The sequence below is a fragment of the Marinomonas rhodophyticola genome (genome assembly GCF_026113935.1).
Taxonomy (GTDB): Bacteria; Pseudomonadota; Gammaproteobacteria; order Pseudomonadales; family Marinomonadaceae; genus Marinomonas; species Marinomonas rhodophyticola.
The window spans coordinates 1-20968 of sequence record NZ_JAPEUL010000004.1 but is presented as its reverse complement, the minus strand read 5'-3'; the positions used below and the strand labels follow the sequence as shown (position 1 = coordinate 20968).

At 42.4% G+C, this 20968-nt stretch carries 20 protein-coding genes and 4 pseudogenes; 9 read left to right on the top strand and 15 right to left on the bottom strand.

Annotated elements, in window-relative coordinates; translation table 11 throughout:
* Window positions 1-152 precede the first annotated feature (152 nt).
* The 10 genes and pseudogenes from ONZ52_RS00655 to iscR all read right to left on the bottom strand — a co-directional run bounded on the left by ONZ52_RS00655 (window position 153) and on the right by iscR (window position 8097).
* Window positions 153-1307 carry an IscS subfamily cysteine desulfurase gene (locus ONZ52_RS00655; RefSeq protein WP_265216720.1) on the bottom strand — a complete coding sequence of 385 codons (1155 nt, stop codon included), beginning with the start codon at window positions 1305-1307 and terminating at the stop codon, window positions 153-155.
* A gap of 60 nt (window positions 1308-1367) precedes the next feature.
* A complete protein-coding gene (locus ONZ52_RS00650) occupies window positions 1368-1793 on the bottom strand; it encodes a SufE family protein (protein WP_265216719.1) in 426 nt (141 codons plus the stop codon).
* Window positions 1794-1910: 117 nt separating this feature from the next.
* Entirely contained in the window at window positions 1911-2441 is a 531-nt protein-coding gene (gene sufT / locus ONZ52_RS00645; protein ID WP_265216718.1) for a putative Fe-S cluster assembly protein SufT, read from the bottom strand.
* A 4-nt stretch (window positions 2442-2445) separates the two neighbouring features.
* On the bottom strand, window positions 2446-2796 hold the full coding sequence (locus ONZ52_RS00640; protein WP_265216717.1) for a HesB/IscA family protein: 351 nt from the start codon (window positions 2794-2796) through the stop codon (window positions 2446-2448).
* Between the two features lie 9 nt (window positions 2797-2805).
* The gene (locus ONZ52_RS00635) at window positions 2806-4023 is read right to left on the bottom strand and encodes an aminotransferase class V-fold PLP-dependent enzyme (protein WP_265216716.1); all 1218 of its coding nucleotides are present in this window, start codon (window positions 4021-4023) and stop codon (window positions 2806-2808) included.
* Between the two features lie 11 nt (window positions 4024-4034).
* A complete protein-coding gene (sufD, locus tag ONZ52_RS00630; RefSeq protein WP_265216714.1) occupies window positions 4035-5216 on the bottom strand; it encodes a Fe-S cluster assembly protein SufD in 1182 nt (393 codons plus the stop codon).
* An 82-nt stretch (window positions 5217-5298) separates the two neighbouring features.
* The gene (gene sufC, locus ONZ52_RS00625; protein WP_428981143.1) at window positions 5299-5823 is read right to left on the bottom strand and encodes a Fe-S cluster assembly ATPase SufC; all 525 of its coding nucleotides are present in this window, start codon (window positions 5821-5823) and stop codon (window positions 5299-5301) included.
* A gap of 68 nt (window positions 5824-5891) precedes the next feature.
* Window positions 5892-6002, bottom strand: a pseudogene (locus tag ONZ52_RS25155) (ATP-binding cassette domain-containing protein); the annotation flags it as partial.
* A 94-nt stretch (window positions 6003-6096) separates the two neighbouring features.
* Window positions 6097-7534: pseudogene (sufB, locus tag ONZ52_RS00620) on the bottom strand (Fe-S cluster assembly protein SufB).
* A gap of 74 nt (window positions 7535-7608) precedes the next feature.
* A complete protein-coding gene (iscR, locus tag ONZ52_RS00615) occupies window positions 7609-8097 on the bottom strand; it encodes a Fe-S cluster assembly transcriptional regulator IscR (protein ID WP_265216713.1) in 489 nt (162 codons plus the stop codon).
* A 328-nt stretch (window positions 8098-8425) separates the two neighbouring features.
* On the opposite strand from iscR, the gene ONZ52_RS00610 reads away from it, so the two are divergent.
* The 3 genes from ONZ52_RS00610 to ONZ52_RS00600 are packed head-to-tail and all read left to right on the top strand — an operon-like array spanning window position 8426 to window position 10332.
* Window positions 8426-8944 (top strand): hypothetical protein, encoded by a 519-nt coding sequence (locus ONZ52_RS00610; RefSeq protein WP_265216712.1) that lies wholly within the window; start codon window positions 8426-8428, stop codon window positions 8942-8944.
* Between the two features lie 36 nt (window positions 8945-8980).
* Entirely contained in the window at window positions 8981-9910 is a 930-nt protein-coding gene (locus ONZ52_RS00605) for a DUF2254 domain-containing protein (protein WP_265216711.1), read from the top strand.
* 29 nt (window positions 9911-9939) lie between these two features.
* Window positions 9940-10332: a DUF2254 domain-containing protein gene (locus tag ONZ52_RS00600; protein ID WP_265217753.1), complete on the top strand. Its 393-nt coding sequence runs from the start codon at window positions 9940-9942 to the stop codon at window positions 10330-10332.
* A gap of 32 nt (window positions 10333-10364) precedes the next feature.
* Here ONZ52_RS00600 and ONZ52_RS00595 read toward each other — a convergent pair whose 3' ends face one another.
* From ONZ52_RS00595 to ONZ52_RS00585, 3 genes are read right to left on the bottom strand one after another with little or no spacing between them, the layout of a single operon-like run.
* Window positions 10365-11141, bottom strand: coding sequence for an endonuclease/exonuclease/phosphatase family protein (locus ONZ52_RS00595; protein ID WP_265216710.1), 777 nt, complete (start codon window positions 11139-11141; stop codon window positions 10365-10367).
* A 47-nt stretch (window positions 11142-11188) separates the two neighbouring features.
* Entirely contained in the window at window positions 11189-12238 is a 1050-nt protein-coding gene (locus ONZ52_RS00590) for a phospholipase D-like domain-containing protein (protein WP_265216709.1), read from the bottom strand.
* The gene (locus ONZ52_RS00585; protein WP_265216708.1) at window positions 12235-12642 is read right to left on the bottom strand and encodes a PLDc N-terminal domain-containing protein; all 408 of its coding nucleotides are present in this window, start codon (window positions 12640-12642) and stop codon (window positions 12235-12237) included. Before ONZ52_RS00585 ends, ONZ52_RS00590 begins: the two co-directional genes overlap by 4 nt.
* Before the next feature lie 388 nt (window positions 12643-13030).
* Between ONZ52_RS00585 and ONZ52_RS25150 the strand changes: the two genes are divergently transcribed.
* The gene (locus tag ONZ52_RS25150) at window positions 13031-13183 is read left to right on the top strand and encodes a hypothetical protein (protein ID WP_265216707.1); all 153 of its coding nucleotides are present in this window, start codon (window positions 13031-13033) and stop codon (window positions 13181-13183) included.
* Window positions 13184-13260: 77 nt separating this feature from the next.
* On the opposite strand, the pseudogene ONZ52_RS00575 reads toward ONZ52_RS25150, so the two are convergent.
* Window positions 13261-15281 (bottom strand): annotated as a pseudogene (locus ONZ52_RS00575) (oxidoreductase).
* 117 nt (window positions 15282-15398) lie between these two features.
* On the opposite strand from ONZ52_RS00575, the gene ONZ52_RS00570 reads away from it, so the two are divergent.
* Window positions 15399-16016, top strand: a complete 618-nt coding sequence (locus ONZ52_RS00570) for a TetR/AcrR family transcriptional regulator (protein WP_265216705.1) — start codon at window positions 15399-15401, stop codon at window positions 16014-16016.
* On the opposite strand, the gene ONZ52_RS00565 is transcribed toward ONZ52_RS00570, so the two are convergent.
* A complete protein-coding gene (locus tag ONZ52_RS00565; protein ID WP_265216704.1) occupies window positions 15996-16904 on the bottom strand; it encodes a DMT family transporter in 909 nt (302 codons plus the stop codon). The two genes, ONZ52_RS00570 and ONZ52_RS00565, sit on opposite strands and share 21 nt — an antisense overlap.
* 104 nt (window positions 16905-17008) lie before the next feature.
* Between ONZ52_RS00565 and ONZ52_RS00560 the strand changes: the two genes are divergently transcribed.
* The 4 genes and pseudogenes from ONZ52_RS00560 (at window position 17009) to ONZ52_RS00545 (ending at window position 20798) form a co-directional block, all read left to right on the top strand.
* The gene (locus ONZ52_RS00560) at window positions 17009-17533 is read left to right on the top strand and encodes a LysR family transcriptional regulator (RefSeq protein ID WP_265216703.1); all 525 of its coding nucleotides are present in this window, start codon (window positions 17009-17011) and stop codon (window positions 17531-17533) included.
* Window positions 17509-17943: pseudogene (locus ONZ52_RS00555) on the top strand (LysR substrate-binding domain-containing protein); the annotation flags it as partial. The gene ONZ52_RS00560 and the pseudogene ONZ52_RS00555, both read left to right, overlap by 25 nt.
* Window positions 17944-18292: 349 nt before the next feature.
* Window positions 18293-19462 (top strand): IS4 family transposase, encoded by a 1170-nt coding sequence (locus ONZ52_RS00550; RefSeq protein WP_261599300.1) that lies wholly within the window; start codon window positions 18293-18295, stop codon window positions 19460-19462.
* 166 nt (window positions 19463-19628) lie between these two features.
* Entirely contained in the window at window positions 19629-20798 is a 1170-nt protein-coding gene (locus ONZ52_RS00545; RefSeq protein WP_265216702.1) for an IS4 family transposase, read from the top strand.
* Window positions 20799-20968: the final 170 nt, after the last annotated feature.

The window sequence follows — 20968 nt, the reverse complement described above, 5'->3', positions numbered from 1 at the left end:
TAACTCCAAATTAAATTTAAAGGGACGATGCCTTTTGCATGGCCCTAGACTTAAAAGTTCAGCGCGCGTATTATACGCATCAATTCATTAAAATTGTATGATCAAACGAACATTATTTATTCAAATAAGAATAAAAGTACCATTTTTCACACCTAAGCGACTGAACGAAGACGAGTCACTGCGTTTTTAATGGTTTCAGCGGCAAAATCCACTTCTTCCTCGGTCGTAAAGCGCCCTACAGAAAGACGCAAGGAGCTGTGCGCTAGATCATCAGCCAAGCCAATCGTGCGCAATACATAAGAAGGCTCTAGGCTGGCTGAAGTACAGGCGGAACCTGAAGAGACTGCAATATCGCTCAAGGACATTAATAAAACCTCCCCATCCACTCCAGAAAAGCCAACATTTAATACACCGGCAACGCGGTTATCTGAATCACCGTTAAGATACACACCAGATAACTCTGTCAATGAAGACCACAAACGTTCGCGCAGGGCTTTAATACGAGCACAATCCTGCTCCATTTCTTCGCCCGCTAAACGAAATGCTTCGCCCATACCAACAATTTGATGGGTTGCTAAAGTGCCAGAACGCATACCACGCTCATGACCACCACCGTGAATTTGCGCCTCCAGTTTTACTTTAGGCGAGCGCCTTACAAACAAAGCACCAATCCCTTTTGGACCATAGGTTTTATGAGCGGTAAGTGACATTAAATCTACATTCATTGCATTAACATCTATCTCAACTTTCCCTGTCGTCTGTGCCGCATCAACATGAAGAAACACGCCACGAGATCGAGTTAAACGACCAATAGATGCAATATCCGTCAGCACACCAAGCTCATTATTACCATGCATCAAAGACACCAAAACAGTATCTTCACGCAACGCTTCTTCCACCTGGCTTGGTGAAATCACACCATGCACGTCTGGCTGCAAATACGTCACTTCAAAACCATCTTTTTCAAGTTGCTTACAAGGATCCAAAACCGCCTTATGCTCAATCATGGAAGTAATGATATGGCGACCTTTTTGACGATAAGCATGAGCGACCCCTTTCAAGGCTAAATTATTGGCCTCCGTCGCACCCGACGTCCAAACAATCTCACGGGAATCCGCTTTAATTAAACTGGCCACCTGTAACCGAGCCTCTTCAACAGCCTCTTCTGCTCGCCAACCAAAAAGATGTGAGCGAGATGCAGGGTTGCCAAAATTCCCATCCTGCGTTAAACACGCCATCATTTTTTCAGCGACTCTTGGATCCACGGGTGTGGTTGCAGAGTTATCTAGGTAAACCAGGGTATTCATTAAAGCTCTCCAATATAAATTAAACAGGTACACATAAGCCGATAGCTCAACAGCCCAGAGTTAAGCCGCGGCCTGAGCGATACCTTTTATGCGACCGACAATGGAACGCAAACCGTTACCACGAGTCGGACTCAAATGTCTTTCAAGATCCAACTCTTCAAAATACGCTGTAATGTCGAAATCTAAAATTTCTTGTGGTGTTTTGTGATCCAATGCCGCAAGCACTAACCCCAACAAACCACGAACGATAATGGCATCACTGTCTACCGCAAAAGTAAGCACTTCACCTTTTATCGAATCCTGCTCACTACCCGGCTGAATCCAAACACTGCTCTGGCACCCTTTCACTAGACGTTCCGGCGTACGCCACACTTCATCAAACTCAGGCAATGACTTCCCCAAATCTATTATGTACTTATATTTATCTTCCCAATCGTCAAAGAACGACAGATCGTCAACGATATCTTCCGTACTAGGTAAAGCCATGACTACCCTCTTTTTTCATCAAGCCTATTAAAACAAAAACGGCTTTGGCTATATGCCAAGGCCGTTTCTTATTGTATTCGATTTTAGCAAATGACCGAAACTATCCCCAAAAAGACATTAGAAGAAAAGACCCGCTTCCAATTGCGCCTCTTCACTCATCATTTCTCGTGACCAAGGTGGATCAAACACCAAATCCACTTTCACTGAATCAACATTTGGCACTTTCGCCACTCGATACTTAACATCCCCCACCAACACAGGCCCCATTCCGCAACCTGGTGCCGTTAATGTCATATCAATCAAAACAGATTTTGCTTCTTGATCTAGCGTCACCTTATAAACCAAGCCTAACGATACTAGGCTGATCGGAATCTCAGGATCGTAAATGGTATCTAACGCCTGCCAGACTTGATCTTCACTGATCTGCCCAGTACCAAGATCTTCAAAATCCAAGACCTCAGGTTGCTGACCAATGGCCTCCGCGTCGGTACCGTCTATGCGCAGCATATTACCTTGCCAAGTGACTGTATAGTTGCCACCTAAACTCTGGTTGATCGTAATAAACTGACCTTCTGGAATACTAACTGGCTCACCACTCGGTACTCGTCGTGCTGGACAAGCACGATTTGTTACTACCATTTTTTGCATGAAGTTAACTCACACTAAAGCTTTCGCCACAGCCACACTCTGCTACAACGTTAGGGTTTTTAAACTTTACAACTTCGTTAACGCCCTCGCGCACTAAGTCGATCTCTGTGCCCTTCAACATGGCAACAGAGTGCGAATCCACTGCAAGTATCACGTTACCAAACTCTAATACGGTATCGTCACCTGAGGCGGTATCAACAATATCCAGCACATAAGAAAAACCCGTACAACCACTCTCTTTCGTGCTCAATCGAATCAACTTGCCAGGCTGCTTAACCAATTTAGAGGCAAAATATTTCTGTGCAGAAGCGGTTAAAGACACGCTAGAGACAGGATCAAACGTTGTTACTGTCATTGAAACCTCCTAAGCCAGCATTGTTTGCACTTTTTTCAGTGCCACAAACAAAGCGTCAACTTCTTCTAATGTATTATAAATCGCAAACGATGCGCGTGCTGTACCTGGCACATTAAAGCGCGCCATCAGTGGCTGCGCACAATGATCACCCGTACGCACAGCAATGCCTTGCCGATCCAACAAAAACCCGATGTCAGCAGGGTGTCCCTGATCCATCACAAAGCTCAACACGCCAATTTTTTCTTTGGCGGTCCCAATTATTGTCAAACCTTCAAACTGCTCAGCAAGCTCAGTTGCATGGTCCAACAAGGCTTTTTCATGAGCCGCAACAGCCTCTTGATCTAATGCACTAAACCAACGAATCGCTTCCGCCATCGCAATCGCATCACCCACATTAGGCGTACCTGCCTCAAAACGATAAGGCAAAACGTTCCAAGTTGCGTCTTGCAAAGTCACGGTAGAAATCATCTCGCCACCAGTGCGCCAAACAGGCCACTCAGCGAGAACTGACTCTTTACCCCAGAGCACACCGACACCCATTGGTCCATAAATCTTATGCCCAGAAAAGGCATAAAAATCACAACCTATGTCTTGCACATCAACATGACCATGAGCGGCACCTTGAGCACCATCTACCAGTACCCAAGCTCCGACTTTTTTTGCTTTCGCCGTCATTTCTTTAATTGGGTTCACGGTACCCAAGGCATTGGAAACATGCGGAAAAGCAACAAACTTAGTATGCTCATTTAGCATGGCATCATAAGCCCCTTGATCTAATTCACCAGAATCCGTTACCGGAACGGTTCTTAAAATCGCACCAGAAGCTTTACAGGCTTGTTGCCACGTCACTAGATTGGCATGGTGATCCATTCCTGTTGCAATAACCTCATCACCCGATGACAACAAAGAACCTAAACCATTGGCGACAATATTAATCGCCTCGGTAGTACCCGTCGTCCAAATCACTTCTTCGCGTTTTGGCGCGTTAATGAAGTTTTTTACGATGTCGCGCGCATCCTCAAAGCGACGTGTCGCTTCATCAGCAAGACGATGGGCACCACGATGCACATTAGAATTACAGGTCGAATAGTAATCCACCAAAGCATCAATCACACATTGCGGCTTTTGCGTCGTCGCTGCATTATCGAGGTATATCAAAGGTTTCCCATCAATCTCTCGCTTTAAAATCGGAAACTGCTTACGGATAGCGGCTACATCAAAACTCATCGTTTTCTCGCTTATTTCACTTCCATTTGCGCAAATCGTTCACGGATAATAGGACGAATCCACTCCGCTAACGCCGCATTTGGCATTAAATCAATCAACTCATTAATAAAACCAAAGTTGAGCATCACTTGCGCTTTCGAGCGGCTTACACCACGAGTCTGCAGATAATACAAAGCTTGCTTATCAATCTGAGCTACCGTTGCCCCATGAGCACATTTCACGTCGTCAGCGTATATTTCTAACTCTGGCTTAGTGTTAATCTCGGCTTTATCGGATAACAGCAAGTTGCGGTTATTTAGCTCTGCCAAGGTTTTCTGTGCATCACGGTGAATATGAATACGACCATTAAAAATAGCGCGAGAACGATCGGCTACGATACAACGCACATTCTCTTCAGTTTTGCCATTGGGCATAGCGTGCTCAACCGTCGCATGCAGATCAAACAGCTCTTTTCCATCTAACAAATACATGGCATTAAGCTTGGCATCGGCAAACTCACCCGCATGAATAATGTCGGTGTCTAAACGAGACAACTCACTACCAAAACCCACAAGAGTACTGTGCATTTTAGCGTGGTCATACAAGTTAAAATGGCTACCACCAATGGAAACATTACTGCCTGTCTGTAGAGCAAAGCGATAATGCTCTAGGCTAGCATTCGCTGCGACCTTATATTCAACAAACGCGGTATTAAAACTATCGCCTTGCGCTTGGACATCTTCAATCACGGTTAATCGCGAGCCAGCTGCCAAAGTGATTTGCACACGAGTGTGGGATTCGGCGCCTTGACTCAACAAAGAGCTAATACGAATCGGCTGAGTAACCTCGACCCCTTCCGCCACCGTGACCACCACGACATCTTGTGCTATTGCGTCGTTAACCAAACCGAAAATGTGGCGCTCTGGTTTAATAGTCGAAAATATATGTAGTGCTTCTGCTTGTTGCGCCGCATCTAAGTCACCACCCAATGAAATAGATAAACCTTCAGGCAAGGTTTTCGTCAATTGCGTTTGGTCAAACTGCCCATTAACAAAGACCAATTCAATTGCGGATAAATCCGCAATGGCAACCGGCAACAACTCGACTTTATCGGTAATGACTTTTGCTTGCGTACGCTCTACAGGGCGCAAAGGCGTATAACGCCACGCTTCCGTTTTACGCGTTGGCCACTTAGTATTTGCTAAAAGTTCCACTGCGTGAAGCTCGCTTTGGCGCAAGCCAGTCATTGATACCTTGCGCTCGAGCAATGGCGCTTTCTAACCATTCACTCATGCGTTACCCCTCAAGTTCGTCTTCAACTGGCTCTTTCTGCAACCAAGCATAACCTTGAGCTTCTAACTCAAGCGCAAGGGAAGCATCACCACTCTTAACGATTTTGCCGTCAGACAATACATGCACAAAATCAGGCTTAATGTAATCTAAAAGACGTTGATAATGGGTTACAACGATAAAACTGCGATCTGCGGAACGTTGGCTATTCACACCCTCTGCCACTATCTGCAGAGCGTCAATATCCAAACCAGAATCTGTTTCATCTAGAATGCAAAGCTTTGGTTTCAGCAATAACATCTGCATTAGCTCATTACGTTTTTTCTCGCCACCGGAGAAACCTTCGTTAACACCACGCTTCAAGAAAGCCACTGGCAAGTTAACTTGCTTACACGCCGCTTTCGCTTCTTTCAAGAAATCCGCAGAAGTAATGGCGTCTTCACCACGGGCTTGACGCTGCGCATCCACCGACGCTTTTAAAAATTCTAAGTTGCTGACACCAGGAATTTCGACTGGATATTGGAACGCCAAGAACAAACCCGCGCGGCCCGGTCTTCCGTCTCCATTTCCAGTAAATCTTCGCCATCAAGCGTCACGCTACCACTGTCTACACTGTAACCATCACGACCAGACAAAACATAGCCAAGAGTACTTTTACCAGCACCGTTTGGTCCCATGATTGCGTGCACTTCACCCGGTTTGATGTCTAAATCCAACCCTTTGATGATTTGTTTTTCTTCAACGCTGGCGTGCAAATCTTTTATCGTCAACAAACTTTTCGTGTTCGACATCTTTAATAATTCCTTAACCTACTGAGCCTTCAAGGCTTATTTCTAGTAACTTGCCCGCTTCAACGGCAAATTCCATTGGTAATTCTTTGAATACTTCCTTACAGAAGCCATTCACAATCATGGAAACGGCTTTTTCAGGATCGAGGCCACGCTGACGACACAAGAACATCTGTTCATCACTGACCTTAGAGGTTGTCGCTTCATGCTCAATAATGGCTGATGGGTTACGACTTTCCACGTAAGGGAAAGTGTGTGCGCCACACTGATCACCAATCAACAAAGAGTCACACTGGGTAAAGTTACGTGCGCCTTCGGCACCTGGGTTCATACGAACAAGCCCACGGTAGCTGTTGTTACTTCTGCCTGCCGAAATACCTTTAGAGATAATGGTGGATTTTGTATTCTTACCGATATGGATCATCTTGGTCCCAGTGTCTGCTTGCTGACGACCACGCGTCAAAGCAACTGAGTAGAACTCGCCTACACTATTATCGCCTTTCAAAATGCAGCTTGGGTACTTCCAAGTGACCGAAGAACCTGTCTCGACTTGCGTCCAAGAAATCTTAGCGTTGGTATGACAAATACCGCGCTTGGTGACAAAGTTGTAAATACCGCCTTTGCCGTTCTCGTCACCTGGATACCAGTTTTGCACCGTTGAGTATTTAATCTCAGCGTTATCCATGGCAACGAGGCTCTACTACCGCTGCATGCAGCTGATTTTCATCACGCTGCGGCGCAGTACAACCTTCTAGATAACTCACGTGGCTACCTTCATCCGCGATAATCAGTGTGCGCTCGAATTGCCCCGTATTTTGCTCATTGATACGGAAGTAAGTAGACAATTCCATAGGACAGCGAGTGCCTTTAGGAATATAAACAAAAGAACCATCCGTAAACACAGCACAGTTCAACGCCGCATAATAATTGTCTTTCTTAGGAACAACACTACCGATGTACTTTTTAACAAGATCTGGATATTTGTGCAGCGCTTCAGAAATTGGGCAAAATATCACACCCGCTTCCTCTAGTTTCTCACGGAATGTCGTTACAACAGAGACAGAGTCAAATACCGCATCAACCGCGATACCGGCCAACATTTGCTGCTCTATCAAAGGAATACCAAGTTTTTCATAAGTACGCAGTAGTTCCGGATCCACCTCGTCCAAAGACTTAGGCTTGTCTTTCATACTTTTTGGAGCCGAATAGTAAGAAATAGACTGAAAATCTATTTTTGGGTAATCGACTAAAGCCCATTCAGGCTCTTCCATTTCCAACCATTCACGAAATGCGCTCAGGCGCCATTCGAGCATCCATTCAGGCTCACCTTTCATTTCAGAAATACGTCGGATGACACTTTCATCCAAACCTGGCTCAAATGTCTCTGATTCTACATCAGACACAAAACCTGCTTCGTACTCCCGTGCCAGCGCCTTATCTATCTGCTCAGTCATATAAAAACTCACTCAATTATAGCCACTAATACGCCGTGAATCAGCGCATTAAGCTCTATTAATTTATTTTCTATTTAATCAACAATGGCCGCGCTAATTTTGTCATTTTGAAGACAGCGTTGTCGGCTCTCAAGATCTTGTCGCTCAGCAACTTGACGTACATCATTGCGACGCACAAGCTGCTCTAAGCTAATTTGATTTAAAAAATCGTGTATTTGATCACTTAAATCACACCATAAATGATGGGTGAGACAAGTATTACCGCTTTGACAATCACTTCGGCCTTTGCAGCCCGTTGCATCTACCGACTCATTAACCGCATCGACTATTTGAGCAACAAAAATATCATGGTTAGATCGGCTAAGACGATAACCGCCACCAGGTCCTCGGACACTGTTTACCAAAGCTTTCTTACGGAGCTTAGAAAACAATTGCTCAAGATAAGACAATGATATTCCTTGTCTATTCGAAATATCCGATAACGACACAGGTCCTTTATCCGAATGCAATGCTAAATCAAGCATGGCGGTTACCGCATAACGACCTTTTGTTGTCAGGCGCATAAACTATCCACTTTAGATTATTCTGTAAAAGTAAATAGTACACAAAACCTACTGTTTTGATCAAGTATTTACCTGACTATTTTAGTAGGTTATTACACACCCATTGTCATGGGCGCATATTTTACGTGTACTGAGGCAAAAACTAAACCGCTGAATGTGTCTCTAAAGACTACCCTAAACATAATCCAGAGCAATAATAGAGCACGCCGTGGTGGTAATAAGGCAAAACTGACATAAAACCGATAAAAGCAAAGATAAAAACGTGTTCTTTTTATGCAAAAAAGCACACTATTAAATCATCATATGAGTGAAGTAAGGAGGGCCAATTATGCCACAAAAACCTATTGTCGATAAAAAAGTGGAGGTAGAAGAGCCGACTCCCAAAAAAAGCAAAATACCTATAGTCGCTTTTTTATCCTGTTTCCTATTGAGTGTTTGCGCTTCTTCTGGCGTGACCTACTTTCTACTTCAATCCCAAGAAGATGTTGAAACCCTCAACAAACTGAGCACTCATGAAGAACAATTACTCAACATACAGAAAATACAGTCTCAACAAGATATCAAGATACAAACCATTGAAGAACAAAATGAAACACTAAAGCTTTACCTAAGACACAGTAGCGCGACGGCTCTAAAAAATATCTTAATCAATCAAGAACAAAATATTCAGGCTTACCTAAAAGTCATGAAATCCGCCATGAGCGACCTATCTGCACTCAGTCCTAGAACAACGGACTGGAATAACGAATACCAATATCAATTAGATCTCGCACTAAAAGGCAGTATAAAAAGAGAAGATTTATTGAAGTTACTCAAAACGGGAGAACCGAACGAAAAAAGCCAGTAGCCGCAAATTTCCAACAACACACAAGGACGTATCCTTTTGCCATTACCAATGATTAAAAACACTAAAATATTAAAAGTGTACGATACCGCTAAAACCAGTTTCTGGTTTACACCATGCCTGATTTTATCGCTCACCATTTTAAGCTGTATATCACTGCTGCTGATTGATCTATACGCTGGGCTAAACTCGTTAAATTGGCTAAATTTCTTATACCACGCCGATGCAAGCATCACTCGAGACCTTCTTACTACCGTCGCGAGCAGTGTGATGACGGTAGTAAGTATCACGTTTTCCATTACCATAGTTGCCCTTACCAACGCCTCGTCGCAGTTTGGACCGAGATTAATTCGCAATTTTATGGAAGACTCTAGCACCCAAGTCGTACTTGGTATTTTTATATCTTTATTTGTTTACTGCTTGATTCTGGTTAGAACAACTGATGATTTTGCCGGTGGTGCTTTTCTTCCAGGGCTTACTATTGCTGGCGCAATATTAATGACGATGTTCGGCATTCTTTTGCTTATCTATTTTATTCACCACGTTTCTCTCAATCTGCAATCTGACAGTGTCATAGACAATGTTTATAAAGAGCTGCAAGACAGCATTAACCAAATCTTTAAACAGCAAAAAGAGGAAGAAGACACCTGCTCCTCAAGGAACAAAAGCCAAACTCAAGAGTCAACGCAAACAGAAAACAACAAGCAGTTCAATTTCAAAAGCCATTCATGTGGTTATATTCAAGCAATTAATTACTCAGATTTAACCGATTTAATGTGCAAACTAGATGGCCATCTGAATATCACAGTCAATCCAGGCGATTTTGTCGTCAACCGCATGATTGTGATGAAAAGTGACATCGAAAACTTTTCAGAAGAGGATAAACAAACACTGCACGAGTGCTTTACGTTGATACCCAAAACGCACCCCAATACAAGACCCAGAGTTTGCAGTGCACCAACTGGTTGAAATCGCCTTGAGAGACCCTATCACCCGGCATAAATGACCCCTATTCAGCCATCGCCTGCATAGATAAACTCACCGCAACGATTTGTGATTTGACTCAAAAAAACTTCCCTGAAGGCATCACCTATGATGAGGAAGGAGTAGAACGAGTAACCTACAAAACGACATCATTTGAAACCCTAGCCAATATCGCCTTTGACCAAATTCGCCAATATTCACAATCTTGCCTAGCAGTGCGTTTGCGTCAATTAGAAGGTTTGATTCGTATTGCTGAACAAGCAAATTATGCAACTCATTGGTCCTTTGTCCGTCATCAAAAGCTCATGATCGAACATGGATTAGAGCAACAGCAACTAATAGACTTGGACAGAAAGGAAGTCTCCATCCGCCTACAAGCCTTGAGCAAACTATTAGATAATGCGTAAAAAAATCGACAATGATTAGCCTATATAAAAAGCTAATCATCTGCGAGACGAAGTGACAAACTGATTGGGTAATGATCAGACGAATGGATATCTGTGTGAACATGCACGTCAACAACGCCTAATCCGCGGCAATAAATGTGATCAAGATGACGAAATAAATGACCTAGCCTTGGCTGACGAGTGATATCAACTTCTTTTAACGAGCATGACATAGCTAGCTCATCAAAATACTGCATTCTTTTTTTGTTCCAAGTATTAAAGTCACCGGCCAATAATATCGGGCCACTATGATGCTCTAGAGCCTGAAAAGCTTGATCAAGATGCGCGCTGAATTTTTCGAAAGAAACAAAGTTAATCATGTGAGTATTGATAACGAGCAGCGACTGCTCAAGGGTAGGTTCTGTTGTACTTGCTAACGGATACTCGGTTGCTAACACCATTTTTTTAGTTTTAGTAATAGGCTCACTATGAGTAGATGCTGAAAAAAAATGCTTATTTGCCATAACGCTTGATCCGGTTTTAACTCCCGTTTCAATGTTAGACTTTACGTTTTTAAAGCTGCTCGCCATAATCCACTGATGTTGCGAAGAATGGTTAAACATTCCGTCAAAGGGCGAGTTTAGAATGGCTTCTTGCAACAGGATTAAATCTTTATCGTCAATGAGAGAAGTAAAATCATTCTGCCAACCCTTTCGTTTGCATTTAAACACATTCCACAACAATACCTTAATATCTGGCCCTATCACCTGTTTCGAAGCGCTTCCCATTATTTTTAACGACTCAACAGTGCTATAACGACTTTTCATCATAAAAAATAGCCTTTAAAAATGATAACAACAACGAACAAGAATTCGGATTACAAATACGGAGAAAACAAACGAAATAGGTTATTACGGATTTTCTTATAGATGGATAAACCTCGAACATCCTCTTCTACCACACCTTCAGCGTTGAATTTCTTGGACTCAAATAATTCCGTCAGCTGCGCATTCAGATCCGTATCAAAACATTCTAAATTGATTTCGAAGTTGAACTCTAAACTTCTGGCATCCCAGTTAGTAGAACCTATGAATGACCAGACATCATCAATAAGCACTATTTTGCTGTGATCAAACGGCCGCTTATTTTTATATATTTTTATACCATGCTCTATAATTCTTGGATAATTGGCTTCCATAACCCAATCTACAAATAGAATATTACTGTGCTCAGGCACAATAATTTCAACAGACACGCCACGCAAAGCTGCGGCATGAAGCGATGTCATTAATGTTTGATCAGGAATAAAATAGGGAGTGATGATTTTAACGCTTTTCTGCGCACAAACGAGTGCGTTAATTAGTGTCCAACGTATCCTATTATGATGCTCATCCGGGCCATCTTGAATAACTCTAGCGACAACAGATTTATCATTTTTTACCTTCAGAGTGCTTGGGCTATAGGAAGGAAATTGAATCAACTCTCTTGTAGCAAAGAACCAGTCCTCTATAAAAACTTGGCTAATTTGATCAATAACAGAGCCCACCACCTTAAAATGAACATCATCAATCGGGTGTTTTGCAGACTTAACCAGATTACTTTTACTGATATTCATGCCACCAATATAAGCTTCTTCACCATCAACACAGAGTATTTTCCTGTGGTTTCTTAGGTTAATAAAACGAATGCTTGTAAACGAAATCGCAGGTAAAAATTGTGCCGTTCTCACACCTCGTTTCTTTAATGCCCTATCTGATTTACGCCAGCTGTAACCAACTCCAATACCATCTAACAAAACATGCACTAACACACCACGCTGCTGCGCTTGCGCTAGTGCGTTAACGAATTGACGTCCAAGTGAGTCGTAATCAAAAATATAACTTGATAAAACTATGTGATGTTTTGCAGCTTGAATCGATTTTATCATCGCAGGATAAGCATTATCGCCGTTAACAAGGGCTCAATACTATTATCATCAACATAATTCACTGGATGAATAGCGTACCCCGCGATAACAGAGGAATGCCAGTTTTCAGGTAGGCAATGAAAATCAATACAATCCTCTTTATAGCGGAAGTCTTGTTTGAGCGTTTGAGGGTGCTCTCTCTTTGCTATACGCCTAATGCGGTTTATGCCAAACAACCAGTAGAACAAACTGCCTAAGACAGGCGAAAATATCACCAAACCTATCCAAGCAAGAGAAGTACGTTCGTTTTCTTTGAACAGCAGCACATGCAAGGATGTCACAGCAGACAAACCAATATGCAACACGACGATAATAGTTACCCAGTGAAAGCTAACCCATTCAAGCAATACTTCAAATATCGGCATAAATCTCAACTCAAACAATACGCTGCTAAATCCATTCACCAACAACCTCTACTTCAATCACGTATTTTATAGTGATAAGTTACAACAATACTCAACTGGATAAAGCGATTTACATAATTTTTATAAAATACTTGATTATAAACATCAGCAATAATGCTAAACAACTCGACACGAAAGGCAACAATACATAACTTACGACAGAGACATCATTGGAAGACTGCATGAACGCATCCCGACGTTTGAATGCAAACCAAGCTGTCACAATTGTTGCGGTGCTGTCACAGCCTCTTCAGAGGAAATGTTGCGCCTACCAGTTAAATCAGACGCTGAGCGTAACGCCGTTTTAAAAGAGCTTAATTGTGTTCACTTGGGACCAAGTGGTTGAGAAGTGTATGATGAACGCCCATTAATCTGTCGATTATTTGGTACCACACCGAAAATGGCCTACCCATACGATTGCCGTCCAAAAGCCATGATTGATTCAGGTATTGAAGATCAAATTCATGAGCACATTGCCACTACTCGGCAAGTGTTAGTCTAACTTCTGAACGCAAAAAATGACTAGAGTGGTATAGCCCGATTTTTTAAGCCAACCACTCAAGCAATGAGTTTACGGCATCATAATGAACAAGCCAACAAAGTCCCTTGTTTAATTGCGCGTTTGGCATCTAACTCTGAGGCGACCGCAGCACCACCAATAAAATGCACTGGCCGATCTAAGCTTTCACCCAACGCCTTATTTGGCAATTGACCTGCACAAATAACCACATGATCAACGTCTAAACATTGCGGCTTACCAGATACTAGTATGTGCAGCCCTTGATCATCCACCTTTTGATACTCACAATCAGCGATCATGGTCACACCTTTTTTTAACAACTCCGTTCGATGAATCCAACCTGTCGTTTTACCTAAGTTCGCCCCCACTTTTGAGGCTTTTCGCTGCAATAGAAAAATATCTCTTGCTGCTGGTGCAAAATCGGCTTTCATGCCCTCGACACCCCCCTGGCACGAAACGTCATATCAACGCCCCACTGTTTCATAAAACCGTCAATACTTTGTGGGGAATGATTTGGGTCATGAATCAAATATTCACTGATATCAAAACCGATACCGCCTGCACCAATTACAGCCACACGCTTACCGACCGTATGACCGTTCATAACATCCAAATAGCTCAATACTTTAGGATGATTGATCCCCTCAATATCCAAATCTCTTGGTACAATCCCTGTGGCAAATACCAATTCATCAAAGTCGTATTGTTGCAACAGTAATTCGTCAACCTCGGTATCAAGCTGCAAGGTCACTCCTGTCAATTCCAACTGACGCGTAAAGTAACGTAAGGTTTCATAAAACTCTTCTTTACCAGGAATACGCTTAGCTATATTAAATTGCCCGCCAATTTCACTAGCAGCATCAAACAAAGTAACTTTATGACCTCGTCTCGCAGCGGTCGTCGCAAACGCCAAACCTGCAGGTCCTGCACCAATCACACCAATGTGTTTTGTTGTTTCTGACGGAGTAATGAGTAATTCAGTCTCATGACAGGCCCTTGGATTTACCAAACAAGATGTCATTTTATGATCGAAAACATGATCCAAACAGGCTTGGTTGCAGCCAATACAGGTATTGATTTCATCTGCTCGACCCTGCTCAGCTTTCACCACAAACTCAGGATCGGCCAAAAATGGCCTTGCCATTGAGATAAGATCCGCATCACCACGAGCCAAGACCGCCTCTGCAACATCGGGCATATTGATACGGTTTGACGTAATTAAAGGGACATTCAATGACTCTCTAAGCTTTGCGGTTACCCAAGTAAAGGCCGCTCTAGGTACTTTTGTCGCAATAGTCGGTACTCTTGCCTCATGCCAACCAATACCTGTATTAATAATACTGGCTCCTGCTTTTTCAATTCCTAAACCCAGTGTAACCACTTCTTCCAACGTACTTCCCTGTTCAACCAAATCCAACATTGACAGACGATAAATAATAATAAAATGATCACCTACCGCCTCCCGAATTCGACGCACAATTTCTAACGGTAGGCGAATACGATTTCCATAATCTCCACCCCAATCATCATCACGATGATTGGTGCGAGAAACAACAAACTGGTTAATTAAATACCCTTCCGACCCCATGACTTCAACGCCATCATAACCCGCCTTTTGCGCCAACACCGCGGCGCGCACAAAATCTTCAATTTGTTGAGAAACCTCTTCATCGGTTAACTCATGAGGACTAAAGGGATTAATTGGAGCCTGTAATGCAGAAGGCGCTACTAATTTAGGATTGTAGGCATATCGCCCAGTATGTAAAATTTGCATGCATATCTTACCGCCTTCAACATGAACCGCCTTGGTTACTTGGCTATGGTTGGCAACATCCTCATCGCTGACCATCAACGCGGCCCCAGCATACACACCACCTTCCACATTCGGGCCAATTCCACCTGTCACAATCAAAGCGACGCCACCTCTAGCACGTTCTGCATAAAATGCCGCCATACGAGCAAAACCGCCTTTGACTTCTTCTAACCCTAAATGCATAGATCCCATAATGACGCGGTTTTTTAACTGAGTAAAACCAAGATCTAATGGTTGAAAAAGGTGTGGGTATGGTGATTGGCTCATAATGTGACTCACTTTGTTTATTATTTTTAAATATTGCAGCTGCCCGCGTACAATTTTGACACTGTCAAGATAGATATTCATTTTGACATTGTCAAGATACAAGTATTTAATCAGCTCATGCCAACACTAAAAACTCAGTATCACCATGGTGATCTCACTAAATCACTGCTTGAATCCGCCTCTTTCATTATCAAAGAACAGGGCGTAGAAAGTCTCAGTATGCGCAAATTAGCAGACACCGTTGGAGTCTCAAGAACGGCGCCATATCATCATTTCAAAGATAAAAACGCCTTACTCTGTGCTCTAGCTGAAAAAGGTTTTCATGAACAAGAAGGCATATTGAATACCTTAAAAGCGCAAAAAATTAGTGCTGAAGAAAGCTTTAGGAATTACGTATGTGCTTACGTTGAGTATGCCCTTCGACACAGTGAAACCTACGATCTCATGTACGGTAGGACATTATGGAAAGCTGGCACACCAAGCGATTCACTAAAAAAAGCCTCTAAACAGACCTTTAAAGCATGGATTGACTGGGTCGAAACATTGCAAGCAGAAAACGTATTGCCAAAAAACAATACCGCATTAAGAATTGGACAAACCACATGGGCAAGTCTTCATGGGCTGGCTAGGCTTTTTATAGATGGTATCTACCTAGACCAAGCAGATCTTTCGGAAATGATTGAGCAAATGATTAAAAATCTTTGCTCAAATGCTTCAACCGGCTCCCAAATTTGATCGGGTATTAGACAACAACTGCTCCTTCCGTAAGCGTCTAATGTCCTTATGACTCAAATAAAGCAAAGGCGCTATAACGAAAAAAGAACCAACAAACAAACCTAAATCTGGCGCTTCACCAAAAAACCACCAACCAATCAGGAAAGCAAAAATCAATCCGGAATACTCAGCACTGGTTACCTGACTTGATGCAACATATCGATACCCGACTAGACACGATACGCTATATAAAATTGAGCATATCGACGACAAAGCCGAATACATTAATACATCCAACTGAAACGCAGCCCCCTCCCAAAAAGCCAATCCTCCAGCCAATGGCAACGCAAAGAGCTGGGTCACGAATAAGCCATATAGCATATCTTGTTGCTGCGGTAGACGCTTAATTAACAAGCTATTTGTAGCAAGCACAATCGCAAACAGAATGGCACTCACCATACCAGAGCTAACCTCTGTCGGCCTCAGTATCACTAAAATACCAATAAAGCCAAGAACCGCGGCGAACACAACATCCACTGTTAATCGCTCTTTATAGAAAAAAGCCCCCAAAAGCATAATAAAAATCGGGGCGGTATAAAACACCGCATTAGCCGTTGCCAATGATAGTTCCGCCAAAGAAAGGACCAATAAAACAGCCGCCAACACCCACATATTACCGCGAATAAAATGAAGCTTTAGCCCTAAAAAAGCGGTCGATTTTGCGTAGTGACGAAACCTAAACGCCACAATAGGACAAAGAATGAGGCACATAAAAACAGCACGCAGAAAAGTGAACTGAAAAATAGCCACATCAGAGCCTGCCATTTTGATAAAAGTGTCACACAGGGTAGCAAAAAAACTGCCTAATACTAATACAAAAATAGCACTACTAACGGTACGACCCGACACACAACTCTCCTACAAAGTATTCAAATTCACAGTAGCTTAGTAAGTTTACATCATTAGATAAAGTGATATATTCAAACCCAGTATTAGTTATTTGGATAATAAATATGACGCCTTTAAAATCCCTACCTGTGTTTGAGACAGTGGCTCGACTTAACAGCTTCTCATTAGCAGCCAACGAGCTAAATGTGAGCCAGAGCGCCGTATCCCATCAGATAAGAATTCTTGAAAACTATCTAGGAGAAAGCCTTTTTCATCGCCAAGGTAGAAACCTAGAACTCACCAAAGAAGGTAAGCAGTATTTAGATGCCATCAGCAGCTCATTACTGCAAATAAACGAAGCCACAAATCGTCTGAAGGGTGTACAGAAAACACATATAAGACTGGCCGTGTACAGCTCGTTTGCCGTCTACTGGCTAATCCCCAGACTACCAGAACTTAAACGTCTACACCCAAGCTTAGAGCTGAGTATAGAAATGAGCCACCACTCTCCAGATTTATCAGACAGAACGGCAGACTTTTTTATCACCGTTGAAAAAGAAAAAGAGGGTTCTTATTTGAATCTTTATATCAAGAGGAGCTTTTTCCAGTATGTAGTCACCAATATTTTGAAACCATTAAAAACAAACTAAATATCACCTCAACTCAAGAATTAAGTGACAAACTAAAAGCAACGCCAAGCTTACTGGCACAATTTCCACTTATCACCTCATATAGCATCTATGATCGTCATACAGAGGATTGGAGACGATGGTTTGCAAATTTAAAGCAGCCTCTACCAAGTACAATACAATTTCACCGCTTTAGTCACCTCATGCTCGCATATGAAGCCGCAAAACACTCACTTGGCATTGCACTCGTTAATGACTATATGATGAATGAGAAATACGAAGAAACACCACTCACACGATTACCTTGCCAAGCGTTCAAAACAGGTGACAACTTTCATTTAGCGTACAAAGAAAGTCGTAAAAATGAAGACGCAATCAGACACCTAAAGCAATGGCTGAAAGAAGAGGCCAACTCTTTACCTCGATTTTAGCCTCTTTCACAAACATCAGATTCAGCGATTAGCTAATCAGTGGAGATAGAATATGCTGATAAAAGCGTATAGCGGCACATCACGCAGTATCTGCAGGTCGGCATTTATTCGACAAAAACTATATAAATCAAATTTTTGAAAAAATGCACAACAATCGCCTTGGTGTTGGATTCGCGCTGACGCGTAGAGCCTGCGAAACAGGCGCAAGCGAAGCGAATACTAGGGTGATATATAGTTAAAACCCTGTAGGTCGGTCTTCAGGCTTAAGGATCCCCACAAATATAGAGTGATGCCCACTTGTTGGTTAAACTATTTTCGCCAAAAAATAAGCCAGACAAGGGGCATCACATTGTTATTATCAAGTTTACTTCCTGACAATTCAATCTCCATTGATAAGCGAACCTATACAGCTTTATCAGATGCAGTATCCTCCGTTAAAGAAGGCGCCAGATTAAGCCTAACGGCAATTGGTAGAAAACTAGGAGAAGACGCTAACGTCATTGAAAAATATTGCATTAAACGAGTTGATCGACTGTTAGGAAACATCCAATTACACCAATGCCGAAATCAATTTTATAAGACCCTTGCCTCTCACTTTTCTTCACAAGAGTTCTTGCCCATCATTGTTGATTGGTCAAGTGTTTATGATTTTAGCTTTGTTTTACTGCGCGCCTCAGTGGCCTTTCAGGGAAGAGCTTTCACTTTATATGAAGAAGTACACCCTGAAGGAGCTATGAATAATCATAAAAGACATGTCGACTTCTTAAATAATTTAAAGCAAATACTTCCCTCTGACTGTACCCCTATTATCTGCACGGACGCAGGATTTAAGGTTCCGTGGTTCAAAGCAATAGAGCAATTAGATTGGTATTGGCTTGCACGTACACGTGGAACGGTAAAATGCCAAACGGATAAACGACCACAATGGACTCTCGTTGACGGTTATCATCATCAAGCCACCACAAAACCAATGGAGTTGTCCGGCTTGCGTCTATCAAAACAACAACAATGGCCTTGTCGTGGTGTTTTGTATAAAAGTCCACGCCCTACAAAGAAAAAAAGCAAACCCGTTAAAAGACCAAACTGTAACAATTATAAGAAGTGCTCTAAAGCAAACAGAGAGCCTTGGTTTCTAGTCAGTAACTTGCCAAAAGGCGAGTTTCCTCCTCTTGCTCTAGTCAATATTTATAAGCGCAGAATGACTATCGAAGAAGCATTCCGAGACACGAAGAACGAATATTATGGGCTAGGACTAAAACGTAGCCGAAGCCAATCTATTGAGCGATTACAAACCCTTCTGTTAATTGCCTTACTTGCTCAATGGTGCCTTTACGTCATTGGGAAAGCGGCAGAGATGCAAGGTTATCATCGTCATTTCCAATCAAATACGATAACAACGAGGCGAGTATTGTCTTATTGCTATTTAGCCAAAAGGATCCTGAAAACCTCTCGTTATGAAATAACAGAAAAAATGTTATTTGAGGCGTTAGACCTTCTTCTATTGGAAACCAAGTGCTAGAAATAAATGTGGGGATCCTTAAGTCTTCAGGCCGTCAAAAAAGCTCGCGACAACACATCATGTCTTGTCGGGCTAAAGCCTTAAGGATCCCCACAAATATAGAGTGATGCCCACTTGTTGGTTAAACTATTTTCGCCAAAAAATAAGCCAGACAAGGGGCATCACATTGTTATTATCGAGTTTACTTCCTGACAATTCAATCTCCATTGATAAGCGAACCTATACAGCTTTATCAGATGCAGTATCCTCCGTTAAAGAAGGCGCCAGATTAAGCCTAACGGCAATTGGTAGAAAACTAGGAGAAGACGCTAACGTCATTGAAAAATATTGCATTAAACGAGTTGATCGACTGTTAGGAAACATCCAATTACACCAATGCCGAAATCAATTTTATAAGACCCTTGCCTCTCACTTTTCTGCACAAGAGTTCTTGCCCATCATTGTTGATTGGTCAAGTGTTTATGATTTTAGCTTTGTTTTACTGCGCGCCTCAGTGGCCTTTCAGGGAAGAGCTTTCACTTTATATGAAGAAGTACACCCTGAAGGAGCTATGAATAATCATAAAAGACATGTCGACTTCTTAAATAATTTAAAGCAAATACTTCCCTCTGACTGTACCCCTATTATCTGCACGGACGCAGGATTTAAGGTTCCGTGGTTCAAAGCAATAGAGCAATTAGATTGGTATTGGCTTGCACGTACACGTGGAACGGTAAAATGCCAAACGGATAAACGACCACAATGGACTCTCGTTGACGGTTATCATCATCAAGCCACCACAAAACCAATGGAGTTGTCCGGCTTGCGTCTATCAAAACAACAACAATGGCCTTGTCGTGGTGTTTTGTATAAAAGTCCACGCCCTACAAAGAAAAAAAGCAAACCCGTTAAAAGACCAAACTGTAACAATTATAAGAAGTGCTCTAAAGCAAACAGAGAGCCTTGGTTTCTAGTCAGTAACTTGCCAAAAGGCGAGTTTCCTCCTCTTGCTCTAGTCAATATTTATAAGCGCAGAATGACTATCGGAGAAGCATTCCGAGACACGAAGAACGAATATTATGGGCTAGGACTAAAACGTAGCCGAAGCCAATCTATTGAGCGATTACAAACCCTCCTGTTAATTGCCTTACTTGCTCAATGGTGCCTTTACGTCATTGGGAAAGCGGCAGAGATGCAAGGTTATCATCGTCATTTCCAATCAAATACGATAACAACGAGGCGAGTATTGTCTTATTGCTATTTAGCCAAAAGGATCCTGAAAACCTCCCGTTATGAAATAACAGAAAAAATGTTATTTGAGGCGTTAGACCTTCTTCTATTGGAAACCAAGTGCTAGAAATAAATGTGGGGATCCTTAAGGCTAAAGCCACGACCTACAAAAATCGAATAACCTGTCGGCCTTTAGGTCGTCAAAAGCGAAGCGAATACCAAGGTGATGGTGATGCACCTCGGCCCCTTTCTTTGAGACGAAAAAAAGCCCTGACAGCGTTAGCTATCAGGGCCTTC